An 11,989-nucleotide genomic window follows, 5' to 3' on the forward strand; every position below is an offset into this window, starting at 1 on the left:
AAAAAGGCCACCAGGAATCGCGTGCGCGTCGTCGTAACGACGAGCGTCATGGCGTTCTGGGCGGGTGCCTTTCTCCCGACGGCCACAGAAACGGCCGAGGCGAATGGCGATACACGGACAATCAGCCTCTACCATGCGCACCGGCACGATTCGATCGAGGCAACCTATCGCGTCAACGGCCATTACGACCCGGCCGTCCTCGAAAAACTGAATTATTTCCTGCGTGACTGGCGCAACGACGATCAGACGAAGATGGACCCGCGCCTCTTCGACGTCGTTTGGGAGGTCTACCGGACCGCCGGGGCGACCGAGCCGATCACCGTCCTCTCAGCCTATCGCTCTCCCGAGACCAATGCCATGTTGCGCCGCCGCTCGCGCGCGGTCGCCGAACATTCGCAGCACATGCTGGGCAAGGCGATGGATACGACCATGCCCGACATGTCGATGGAGAAACTCCGCGAGATCGGCATGCGCATGCAAAGAGGCGGCGTCGGTTATTATCCGAGTTCGAATTTCGTCCATCTCGATGTCGGCAGCGTCAGGCATTGGCCCCGCATGAGCTATGACCAGCTCGCCCGGCTCTTCCCAGACGGCAAAACTGTCCATATTCCGTCGAATGGACAACCGCTTGCCCGTTATGAAGAAGCCCGCGCCGAAATCGAGGCGAATGGCGGCTCGGCGCCGGCCTATGCAGAGCAGCCGAAGTCGAAGGGCTTCTTTGCTTGGCTCTTCGGCGGCGGCAGCGGTGGCGAGGACGATGTCGAGGAAGTTGCTTCCGCCGTCCCGACGCCGCGCGGCGGCCCGGCCCGCGGCGCCAGCCGCAATCCGGACACATCTTTTGTAGCCTCGGCTAATCCGCCTGCTGCGCAATCGCTTGCCGAGCGCTATGGCCAACGCCGCGCTCCCGATCCGGCTCAGACTGCGGCGGCTCCCGCACCGAGCAGCCAGCAGGTCGCGAGTCTCCAGCCAACGGCGACCCCGGCACTCCGCGGCAAGCAGGCCGATGCGGACACCGCATCCCAGGACGCCGATACGTCGGCTTATGGAAGCGTGCTTCCGATTCCGCCGAAGCGCCCAAGCGAGCTGATGACCCTGGCCGCCGTGCCTCTGCCACCGGCGCGTCCCGCCGGCGTCGCCACATTCGCGTCGATCGCACCAAATGATACGACGGCATCGATTGCGACCGACGCGCCAAAGGCCGGGCAAAAACTGCCCGCCGCCGCGAAACCGGATGCGATCGCGTCTCTGATTTCAACCCCGCTACCGGCGCATCCAGCCGAGTTCGGACATGCGGCCTTACCGGCCGTCATCACGCAAGGGCCGGACAGGGCGAAAGCATCGCCCGCGGACGTTTTGGCCTATGCCGCGACGCCCGCTGCGCCTGAGTCTTCCCTATCCGCGCCTCTGCCTGGATTGCGTTCGGCGGCGCTGAATAAAACCACGCCGTCGCGGGCCAGTAGGACAATCGTGTCGGCAAGGCTCGACGGCAGCAATTTCCGCAGCCTCACAAGCGATACGGCGACGGAGGACATGCCGACTCAGTCGGTACTCGGCGCGAGCCTTTCGGGGCTGCGCGCCGCGGCCCGCATCCAGCCCGGCACATTGTCGAATAGACTGTCAGCCAATTATGTCGCGCGCTTCGCAAGCAATGCGACCGATCTCGACACGTCGCATTTCTCCGGCGCCGCCGTTCAACCGCTGCCCTCCGCGCGCGATTCGCTTCAGCTCGTTGCAAGTTTTTCGCGGCCGCGGAATTAACTCAGTCTAGAGCCTCGAACTTTCAATTGCGTCATGGCCGGGCTTGATCCGGGCATCAACCAAGTGTTGTGCTTGGATGCGCGGATCAAGTCCGCGCATGACGCCTTCAAAAGATTCGATTTGAACGTCCGCCGCTCTCGATGATCGAGATCATGCCTCTAAAGGGCGGTCAGCGTAAATCCCATCCATTGCGCGGCGAGCAAAGCGCAGCCGAAGAGCAGAACCAAGAGCGCGGCACCGACTTCGATCAGCCGTCCGAACACCAATGCGCGCGGCGAACCTGGACCCGCGAATTTCACCGCCGTGCGTTTGGCATAAACCGCGAAAGCCGCCAAAGCGCCGGTGGTGATGGCGGTGCCAAGCGACATCGCGAAAGTCGCGCCGACGCCCACCAAAAACATATCCTGCGCGAGCGCGAAGACCAGAACGAGGATCGCTCCTGAGCATGGCCTTGCACCCGCCGTCAGCATGGTTAGCAAGGCTCCTTTCCAGACGAAGCCTTCATCGAGTTTTGTCGGGTCCATCGCTAGGAAATGCCCGCAGTCGGGACCATGCACATGATCCTGCGCGCCATTATCGGCGAAGAAAGCCGATGTGCCTCGTCCCATCGTCGACAGAGACGGTGCGCTTGCCGCGAAGATCTCTTCGAGAGCGGGATGAGGAAAAGTGGGTACCGGTTTTCCGCCCGCATCCCGCTCTAATCTATAGGAATCGATCACGTTCATGATTTTGGATTGGTTAAATCCAAAATCATCGTGATCTTGTGCGCGCGGCATGGCGCTGAGCGCGGTGGCGAAGGCCGCGCCTTTGCGCCAAAGAAGAAGAACGCCGAGGGCGACGATACCGAAATAGCTCGCCGTCTCGATCAGATTGGCGGCAGCGGTCATGCGTTGCGCGGTCGCGTGAAAGATCAAGGCGGCGATACCGACGAGACCCACGGCGACAAGGCCTTGCAACACGGCGGCAAGCAGCGAAATGACGAGACCGCGCCGAAGCGCTCTTTCATTCGAGACCATGTAGGAGGTCACGACCGCCTTACCATGGCCCGGCCCTGCGGCATGAAACACGCCATAGGCAAAGCTGACGCCGGCCAGCGCCCAACCTGCCGATTCGTGCGCCTTGATAGCGTGCAACGCCTGCGTCATTTGGCGATAGAAAACGCTTTCCTGCCCGATGATCCAGGCGCCGAATCCGCTCACATTGCCGACTGCGCCTTCGTTCGCGCCGACGGCGAAAGGATGATGCGCGCCTTGTGCGAAAGCGCCATCGCAAGAGAAAATGATGAGCGTGATAAAGCCTAGCGCTAAGCCCGCAGCAAGCGAATCGAGCGTTTCAATCCTGCGCATGATGGATGATTTCATCCGCAAACCTTCAACGGAGTCAGAACTCACATAGCGCCGTCATTGCGAGCGTAGCGAAGCAATCCAGACAAAAGCTCAGGCACTCTTATGGATTGCTTCGCTGCGCTCGCAATGACGATCCATAGATCGTACCGCAAAACCCTAAAGCATGATCTCAGCCGAAAAATGGCACAGGTTTTTCAGACCGTGCACATTAATTTGAAGCTCTTATCGGTGCAAAAACCTTACGGGCACGCGATGATGATTCGGTCGGCGAGCTTCACGCCGAAATTGGTGCCGGGCGACAGGCCGCTGAAAAAGGCTTCCGACAGTTTCTTGGTTTCCTCGGCTTGCAGCGGATTCGCGCCGAGCACATTGGCCGAACAGCCCTTCGGGGCGTTGATGAGCGTGACGGGATCTTTCGAGTCGAGACTGAAAGCGACGAAATAGGTCGGATCGTAGATCTGCAGCGAAAAGGCCTTTGACGCGCGTGCAGGAGTCTTCAAAGGCAGTGTAAATCGCAAGACGACGAGCTTGTCGTCGCGTTCTTCGAGCACGTAATCGGTCGGCTCGCCGAAGGCGACCTTGACGCCGGCTTCCTTCGCATAAGTGAAATCGTCGAACTCGGCCAAGGATTCGATATTGGTCTTGGCGAGCGGCGCAAGCTCTTCAGGCGTTGGCGGCTTGCCGTTCTTGCCGAGGCCTTCGGTCGCAAAGGCCGAATACATTTCATCGAAGACCCAAGCGTTGCGAACGGCCTTGATCAAACCGGACTGATCGAAGATGATTTCCGTGCGCCCGGTGACCCAGACATGCGGATGCGCTTCGGCTGGCTGCCCCAGGCCGATAAGGCCAATCGCAAAGCAAACCAGCAAAGCGGCGGCCCGAGGCGCGGCGAGCAGCGTTCCGTGCAGGGCTTTTCCGATCACGAAATCTTACCCTTTCTTTCAACCCCTCTCGCCCGAAATGGGTTTTGAAGCAAGAGATTGATTTATTAGGGAAGGAAGTCTGGCCAAAGCGAGGCGGCGGGCCATGCAAATGCATCTTAAACAGGGGAATTGCACTGCAATTTATCCGCAGGTCCAGGCCTCCCCCGGCAAGAGGCTGGGGCAATCCCGTTGCGCCTCCTATACGCTGCGAATGCGGGTGATTATACTGGGAAATGATGGGTTGATCCCAAACGGCCGACCGCCTATCAAAATGGCAGTGCCAAGTGACTACGACCAAACCATGCTTTTGAAGCGGGCGCGGCCAAGATGCCGCCATGGCACGGCAGGGGGACCAGGATGACGGACGCGGTCGTCAGACCAATCGACATCGTCGAAGGCCTCGCCTCCGTCTCGCTTGGCGATAAATATGATCTCGCCAAGCAGCGCATTTTTGCTTCCGGCGCGCAGACGGTCGTCCGGCTTTTGCTGATGCAGGCGGAACTCGACCGCCGCGCGGGGCTGAAGACGGCTGGCTTCGTGTCGGGCTATCGCGGTTCGCCCTTAGGCGGCCTCGATCTCAATCTCCAGCGCGCGAAAAAACAGCTCGAAGCCCGCGATATTCTATTCCAGCCGGGCCTCAACGAAGACCTCGCAGCGACGGCCGTCTGGGGCGCGCAACAGGCCGAGATGCGCGGCGAGGGCCGATTCGATGGCGTCTTCGGTCTCTGGTACGGCAAGGGGCCGGGCGTCGATCGCTCAGGCGATGTTTTCCGTCATGCCAACCTCGCCGGCACATCGAGATACGGCGGCGTGCTCGCCCTGATGGGCGATGATCATACGGCCGAATCCTCGACCACGGCGCATCAGTCCGAATTCACGTTCGTCGATACGATGATGCCGATCCTGTCGCCCGCCGGCGTGCAGGAAATTCTCGATTACGGCCTTCTCGGCTATGCCCTCAGCCGCTACGCCAGCGCATGGGTGGGGCTCAAATGCGTGAAGGATACGGTCGAATCGACGGCCTCGATCGATGCCTCCTTCGGGCGCTTCATGCCGATAGTGCCGACCGATTTCGCTTTGCCGCAAGGCGGCCTCAACATCAGGCCGCGCGACGGCGTGCTCGATCAGGAAATCCGCCTGCAAACAGCCAAGCTAGACGCCATGCTCGCCTGGCTGCGCGTCAACCGGCTGAACCGGATTATTCTCTCGGGCGGCCCGCGTGCCCGCGTCGGCGTAATCACGGCGGGCAAATCCTATCTCGACGTGCGTCAGGCGCTCGATGATCTTGGTATCGACGAGACCAGGGCTAATGATCTCGGCCTACGCCTCTATAAGATCGGCTGCGTCTGGCCGCTCGAACCCAAAGGCCTGCGCGATTTCGCGCGCGGCCTCGATATGATCATCGTCGTCGAAGAAAAGCGCGCCTTGATCGAGATGCAGGTGCGCGAACATCTCTACGGCACGAGCGATCAGCCCATTCTGATCGGCAAGAAAGACGAACAAGGCAATTGGCTGTTTCCGGTGAGCGGCGCGCTCGACGCCGACGATATCGCGCTCGCGATCGGCTCGCGGCTTTTAAAATATACGCCGAACGCCGACCTCGAGCGCCGCGTGCGCCAACTCGAAGCCGCGCGGACCCGGTTTGCGAGCCAGCAGGATATCGCGTCGCGGACGCCCTATTTCTGTTCCGGCTGCCCGCATAACACGTCGACGAATGTACCGGACGGCATGCGCGCCTATGCGGGCATCGGCTGCCATTACATGGCGCAATCCATGGACCGCGCGACCGAAGGCTATACGCAGATGGGCGGCGAAGGCGCCAATTGGATCGGCGAAGCGCCCTTCTCGAAGCGTCCGCATGTGTTCCAGAATCTCGGCGACGGCACCTATAATCATTCGGGCAGCCTTGCCTTGCGCTTCGCCGTCGCGAGTAAGGTCAACATCACCTTCAAGATCCTCTTCAACGACGCCGTGGCCATGACCGGCGGCCAGCGTCACGAGGGCGGCCTCACCGTCGATATGATCGCGCGGCAGGTCGCGGCCGAAGGCGTGACGCAGATCGCCATCGTCACCGACGAGCCGCATAAATATGCGGCCTCCACGCATTGGCCGGCCGGCACGTCGATCTATTCGCGGCTCGATCTCGACGAGGTGCAGCGCCAGCTTGCCGCGACCGAAGGCACTACCGTCCTGATCTACGATCAGACTTGCGCCTCCGAAAAAAGACGCCGCCGCAAACGCGGCGAAGAGCCGGATCCCGATACCCGCGTCTTCATCAACACGCGCGTTTGCGAAGGCTGCGGCGATTGCGGTGTCAAATCGAATTGCATCGCAGTCCAGCCGATCGAAACCGAATTCGGCCGCAAGAGGGTCATAGATCAATCGAGCTGCAACAAGGATTTCTCCTGTCTCGAAGGCTTCTGCCCGGCCTTCGTCACGGTGCATGGTGCGACGCCGCGTAAGGTCGAAGCCATGTCTCCCGATGCGTCCATCACGTCGGCGCTGCCAGCACCGCAAAAACCTGTCCTCGCCGACAAGCCTTATGGCATTCTCGTCACGGGCGTCGGCGGCACAGGTGTCGTGACGATCGGGGCCATTATCGGCATGGCCGCGCATCTCGAAGGCAAAGGCTGCGGCATTATCGATATGGCCGGGCTCGCGCAAAAGGGCGGCGCGGTTTTCAGCCATGTGAAGATCGCCGACAAGCCCGGCGATATTCAAGCCATCCGCGTCGGCGCCGGAAGCGCCGATCTCATTCTCGGCTGCGACCTCATCGTCTCGGGCTCGACGAAGGTTCTTGCCGCCATGCGTAAGGACGAGACGGGCGTCCTCATCAATTCGGCCGAAATCTATCCCGGCGAAATTACGCGCGACGCGGATTTTTCGCTGCCCTTCGAACGGCTCAAACGCAGCATTTCCCAGGCGGGCGGCAACCGCACGCATTTCTTCGACGCCAGCCGCATGGCCACAGCCCTTCTCGGCCATTCGATCGGCGCGAATATGATGATGCTCGGCCTTGCCTGGCAGCAAGGCCTCGTGCCGCTCGAAGAAGCCTCGATTCTGCGGGCGATCGAACTCAATGGCGAAGCGATCGAATTGAACAAAGCGGCCTTTGGCTGGGGCCGGCGCTATGCCGTCGAGCCGCAGGCGGTCGAAGCCGCCGCCACGGCGCGGCAGAGCCCAGCCAGTCAGCCGGCGGCGGCCACGCTCGACGAGATCATCGAGCGCCGCGTATCCTATCTCAAAGCCTATGGCGGCGCCGCCACCGTGCAACGCTATCTGGCCCTCGTCTCACATGTCGCCGCCATCGAGCGCGCGAAACTGCCAGGCAATGCCAGACTGACGGAAGCGGTCGCGCGCAATTTTGCGAAACTGCTCGCCGTGAAAGATGAATATGAAGTCGCGCGGCTCTACTCGGACGGCGAATTCGAGCGCGATCTTGCGCTGACCTTCGAAGGTGACCTGAAGCTCGAGTTCCACATGGCGCCGCCGCTTCTGGCCCGCAGGAACGCCAGGGGCGAAGCTCAAAAAATCACCTTCGGTCCATGGGCAATGAAGGGACTTAAATTCCTCGCGGGCCTGAAGGGCCTGCGCAAAATGCCCTTCGATATTTTCGGGTTTACGAAAGAGCGCAGGGCCGAACGCGCCTTGATCCGCGACTACGAGCAGCTTCTAGCCGAGCTCCTCGCTGGCCTCACGCGCGAGAATCACGAGATTGCCGTCGCACTGGCCTCCTTGCCCGAGCAGATTCGCGGCTATGGTCATGTCAAGATGAAGAACCTCGCCGCCGCCAAAGCGGAAGAAGCGCAGCTTCTCGCGCAGTTCCGGCGCGGGCCCGAGAGCGTTTCGCTGGCGGCGGAATAGGTCTTTACGCCCGTTTCGCCGCCGCGATAACCGCCGCCTCCTGCGTGCCCGGCACGAAAGCGTCGAAAGCCGCCCAGACCTGGGCGCGGATCGGATCGCTCTCCAAAAGAAGATCGTGGCGCGCATAAGGGATGGTGAGATGACGTCCCGCCTTCAGCCTGCTCGCGAAGGTCTCGGTCGCCGACGTCTTCACGACGCGATCGGCGCCCGCTGCGAGAATCAAAATCGGCGTCATGGTGCGGCGCGCGAAATCCGGTTCTTCGAATTGCCGCATGAGGCGGAAGGCGGCGTTGGCCCAGCCGATGGTCGGATCGCCGATCGTCAGTTCAGGCGCCGCCGCCGCGACCGCCGCATAGCGGGCATAGCGCGTGCGGTCGGAGGTAATCACATTGCCTTCGAAGGGATGACGCGTGATCGGCCACCGGCTGCCGCCGGGAATGAAGGTGCCGCCAAGACCTATCGTATCGAGCCCTTCGGCGAAGGCACGGGCCAGGTGCGGAAATCTCAAGCCGTAGAGATCGATCATCGGCGCGGTCAGCACCATGCGCTCGAAGAGATCGGCGCCATGATGCGCATGCGCGAGCAGAATGGCTGCGCCCATGGAATGGCCGAGCGCGAACCAGGGTTTCGGGCAGAAGGCTTCGAGCACTTGCCGCCCGACGGCCGCGAGGTCGCGTTCATAGATCAGAAAATCGTCGATATGGCCCTTGTGCGGATTGGCGAGTTCGCGTTCCGACAGGCCCTGGCCGCGCCAATCCATGACGACGACATCGAAGTGGCGGGTCAGAAGCTCCTCGACCACTTCGAAATATTTCTCGATAAATTCGCCGCGCCCCGGCGAGACGAACACCGTCCCCCGCGGCGTCGAGGCGACCCAGCGCACGGCCCGCAAGGTCAGCCCGTCTTGGGCCAGAACCGGCACTATGATCGCGCCCGGCGGCACCGGATTTTCGGGCAGGCCGACTAAATCCATTTTTTCAAAAACCCTTCTTGCAAAGGCCCAAAGGCCACCCAAATTCAGGGTAGCGCGGGCCGCTTATAGGACGCGCAAGACAAGCTTGACCTCGGTAATCTTGGTTAGGCGCAGTTTACTGAGATGCATCTCCGGTCGGATGACGGCGATCGTATCACGTCCGCCTTCGTTGATCGGGGCATCGCTGAGCTGCGCAGTTGGTCTTCCACGCTTTTGACGGCGCCGGAGACTACCTTGAGGGGTGCCGATGGCAAGCTCGATGTCGCTTCTTGAAGGAGGATATTCAAATGCGTCACTTCGATCTTTCCCCGCTTTACCGTTCGACCATCGGCTTCGATCGTCTCTTCAATATGATCGACGAGGCCGCCGGCCATGAGACCACGCCAACTTATCCGCCCTATAATATCGAGCGGACAGGTGAAAACTCCTATCGCATCAGCGTCGCCGTCGCGGGTTTTTCGGAAGCCGAGCTTTCGATCGAAACCAAAGAGCATGGCCTGACGATCCGCGGCTCGAAAGAAGTCCGCAAGGAGAGCGACCCGGCTTCCAAGGAAGTGCTTTATCAGGGCATCGCCGCGCGGGCTTTCGAGCGCCGCTTCCAGCTTGCCGAACATGTGCAGGTGATGGGCGCCAGCCTTGAGAACGGCTTGCTTCATGTCGATCTCGTACGCGAGATTCCGGAAGCCCAAAAGCCGCGCCAAATTCCGATCGGCAAATCCACCCCGAAGGTCGTCGAGACCCAAAAGGCTGCTTAATCGCGTATCTCCCGCGGTATCAGCGATAAGGGCGCCTCAAGGGCGCCCTTATTTATTTCGGAAGAATGATCATTTCCCGTCGTTGGGAGCACTGGGCGCCGGCGGCGCCGGTTCGTCCGTATGCGGAGCCGGCGGAGGCGTCACGGCTTTCGCCTCGTCGGCCACCGGCTCATTGGCTTTGGGCCCGCCCGCCCTGCCTGGCTCCGGCTCTTTCGGCGCCTTGCTCTCTTCGGAAGGCAGCGGGCCGCCTTGTTTTTTGATTGGCCCCAAAGGCATGTTTTGAATGAGATGCCCATCCTTGGCATCATAGACCAGACGGTGGCGCACCGATTTCGAATCTTCGACTTCGGCGAGATAAATATTGCCCTTCTGCCGCGGCGGCGCGATCAACCTGTAGCCGGCCGCCTTGATGCGGCCTTGGATCATGTCGAGCGACGCGGGGCCGGCGCCGCCGCCTTGGGCTGGCGGCAAACCGGATGGACCGCCGTGCTGGGCAGGCGGCGGGCCGGACGGACCGTCGTAAGGTAAGGGCCGGGGCCCCGGACGCCGCGGCGGGTCATACTCGCCGTAGGCCGGACCGGGCGGCGGGCCGCCGGGCCCCGCATCGTCGTAAGGCCCATAGGGCGGCGGACCGCCGTAAGGTCCGCCATAGGGGCCGGGCGGTGGCGGCGGAGCCCCATCGGGCGGAACGACGTAACGGCCGCCGCCATCATAACCGCCATATGGGGAAACGACGTAAGGCCCGTATCCGCGCCCGTAATATTGTGCTTGTGCCGCGATCGGGAGCAACGCTGCAAGGCCAAGGCCCAAAGCCAATAAGCTTGCTCCGCGTTTCAGCTTGAATCGGCTCAAGACATCACTCGGGTTGACCGGCTTCATTAGAGGCCTCCGCACTTTCCCACGTACCCGCGCAACGTATTCTACGCATCTTGCGCGAAGATCGAGGGAAATGTCGGTCGGAATAAGGCGCACCAAGCAGCTTTACTTGGCGATTCCTTGAGCGATTGCGATCAAGCGGTCGATATCGGCGGAAGCCGTCGCGTAAGACGTGACAAGCCGGACGAAGACCTCTCCTTCGCTCGGAGGGATGACCTCCGGCGGATAATCGCGCAGGCCCCATTCGTAATAGGCTGCTCCAGCCGCCTTCAGCCTGTTGTCGATCGCGCCCGGAATGATGACGAAAATCTCATTGGCGTCCGGCAGCCACGGGAGCCGCACGCCAGGTATTTTGGCGAGACCCGCCGCAAGCCGTGCCGCATGATCATTCGCGATCTTCGCGAGCCCGAGCCAAAGCCCCGCGTCGAGATAGGCCAGCATTTGCGCCCCGAGAAAACGGCCCTTCGAGACCGTGTGACCGGACCGCTTGCGTTGATAGGCAAAGGCTTCGGCCATGGCGGGATCGAAAAAGATCACCGCTTCGCAGGCCAAGGCACCGTTCTTCGTCGCGCCGAGCGACAACACGTCGATGCCCGCCTGCCAGCTCATGGCAGCGGGGCTGCAATTTTGCGCGACGAGCGCATTGGCGAAACGGGCGCCGTCCATATGGACCTTGAGCCCGGCCTCATGCGCCAGCGCGGCAAGGCTCGCTATGTCCTCGCAAGCGTAGGCGGTGCCTGCTTCCGTCAATTGCGACAAGGACAAAACGGCGGGCTGAACCTGCTTGACCTGGCCACGCGGAAAGGACGCCAAAGCCTTTTTGAAATTAGCGGTTGAGATTTTACCGGCAAAGCCCGGAATGCCGACGATCTTGGCGCCGGCGGTAAACATTTCCGGCGCGCCGCATTCATCTTCGCTGATATGCGCATCTTCGTGACAGAAGACGGCGCCCCAGGGCGGGCAGACCGCGCCAAGCGCCAAGGCATTCGCCGCCGTGCCGGTCGCGACGAAAAAGACCGAGGTTTCATGTTCGAAAATTTCGGAGAGCCGCGCCGCGGCTTTCTGCGTGAAAGGATCTTCGCCATAGGAGGCGACGGGCCCCGAATTCGTAGCGACGATCGCTTCGAGGATTTTCGGGTGCGCCCCGAATGTATTGTCGCTTGTAAAATCCATGCGGCCAATTCCAAATAGCGGACGTGTTTCTCACCCGTCTTCCTGGACGAGGCAAGGATGATAAGGACGCACCCGCGCCCAGCCTTCTCGCCCTCATCCTGAGGAGCTTGTATTCAAGTTGCGCAAGTGACTTGGAATACAAGCGTCTCGAAGGACGAGGGCGAGAAGCGGAGCAAAAGATCGTTCTGGGCTGAGCGGTCCCTCGTGCTTCGAGACACCGCCTTTGGCGGCTCCTCAGCATGAGGGACCTTTCATCCGATGGTCCGGGGCAACCGAGTTCCCGCTTGTGGAACCCGATCAAATCTGCAATCTTCGCCATTG

At 61.3% G+C, this 11,989-nt stretch carries 8 protein-coding genes; 3 read left to right on the plus strand and 5 right to left on the minus strand.

What is annotated here, in order from left to right; translation table 11 throughout:
* The first annotated feature begins 21 nt into the window (after positions 1-21).
* Complete coding sequence (locus A3OQ_RS20990) at positions 22-1,758, plus strand: peptidoglycan L,D-endopeptidase MepK (RefSeq protein ID WP_020173414.1); 1,737 nt, start codon at positions 22-24, stop codon at positions 1,756-1,758.
* Between the two features lie 158 nt (positions 1,759-1,916).
* On the opposite strand, the gene A3OQ_RS20995 is transcribed toward A3OQ_RS20990, so the two are convergent.
* Both A3OQ_RS20995 and A3OQ_RS0100650 read right to left on the minus strand, forming a co-directional pair.
* Complete coding sequence (locus A3OQ_RS20995) at positions 1,917-3,104, minus strand: nickel/cobalt transporter (protein ID WP_210162187.1); 1,188 nt, start codon at positions 3,102-3,104, stop codon at positions 1,917-1,919.
* Between the two features lie 239 nt (positions 3,105-3,343).
* The gene (locus tag A3OQ_RS0100650; RefSeq protein WP_020173416.1) at positions 3,344-4,027 is read right to left on the minus strand and encodes a DUF1007 family protein; all 684 of its coding nucleotides are present in this window, start codon (positions 4,025-4,027) and stop codon (positions 3,344-3,346) included.
* 357 nt (positions 4,028-4,384) lie between these two features.
* On the opposite strand from A3OQ_RS0100650, the gene A3OQ_RS0100655 reads away from it, so the two are divergent.
* Positions 4,385-7,891 carry an indolepyruvate ferredoxin oxidoreductase family protein gene (locus tag A3OQ_RS0100655; RefSeq protein WP_020173417.1) on the plus strand — a complete coding sequence of 1,169 codons (3,507 nt, stop codon included), beginning with the start codon at positions 4,385-4,387 and terminating at the stop codon, positions 7,889-7,891.
* 4 nt (positions 7,892-7,895) lie between these two features.
* Here the strand turns inward: A3OQ_RS0100655 and A3OQ_RS0100660 are convergent, their stop codons facing one another.
* Positions 7,896-8,864: an alpha/beta fold hydrolase gene (locus A3OQ_RS0100660; protein WP_020173418.1), complete on the minus strand. Its 969-nt coding sequence runs from the start codon at positions 8,862-8,864 to the stop codon at positions 7,896-7,898.
* A gap of 287 nt (positions 8,865-9,151) precedes the next feature.
* On the opposite strand from A3OQ_RS0100660, the gene A3OQ_RS0100670 reads away from it, so the two are divergent.
* Entirely contained in the window at positions 9,152-9,619 is a 468-nt protein-coding gene (locus tag A3OQ_RS0100670; protein WP_026595343.1) for an Hsp20 family protein, read from the plus strand.
* A gap of 69 nt (positions 9,620-9,688) precedes the next feature.
* Here A3OQ_RS0100670 and A3OQ_RS0100675 read toward each other — a convergent pair whose 3' ends face one another.
* Complete coding sequence (locus A3OQ_RS0100675) at positions 9,689-10,498, minus strand: hypothetical protein (protein ID WP_020173421.1); 810 nt, start codon at positions 10,496-10,498, stop codon at positions 9,689-9,691.
* 102 nt (positions 10,499-10,600) lie between these two features.
* Complete coding sequence (locus A3OQ_RS0100680; RefSeq protein ID WP_020173422.1) at positions 10,601-11,668, minus strand: threonine aldolase family protein; 1,068 nt, start codon at positions 11,666-11,668, stop codon at positions 10,601-10,603.
* Between the last annotated feature and the right edge of the window lie 321 nt (positions 11,669-11,989).

This window comes from Methyloferula stellata AR4 (assembly GCF_000385335.1).
Classification (GTDB): domain Bacteria; phylum Pseudomonadota; class Alphaproteobacteria; order Rhizobiales; family Beijerinckiaceae; genus Methyloferula; species Methyloferula stellata.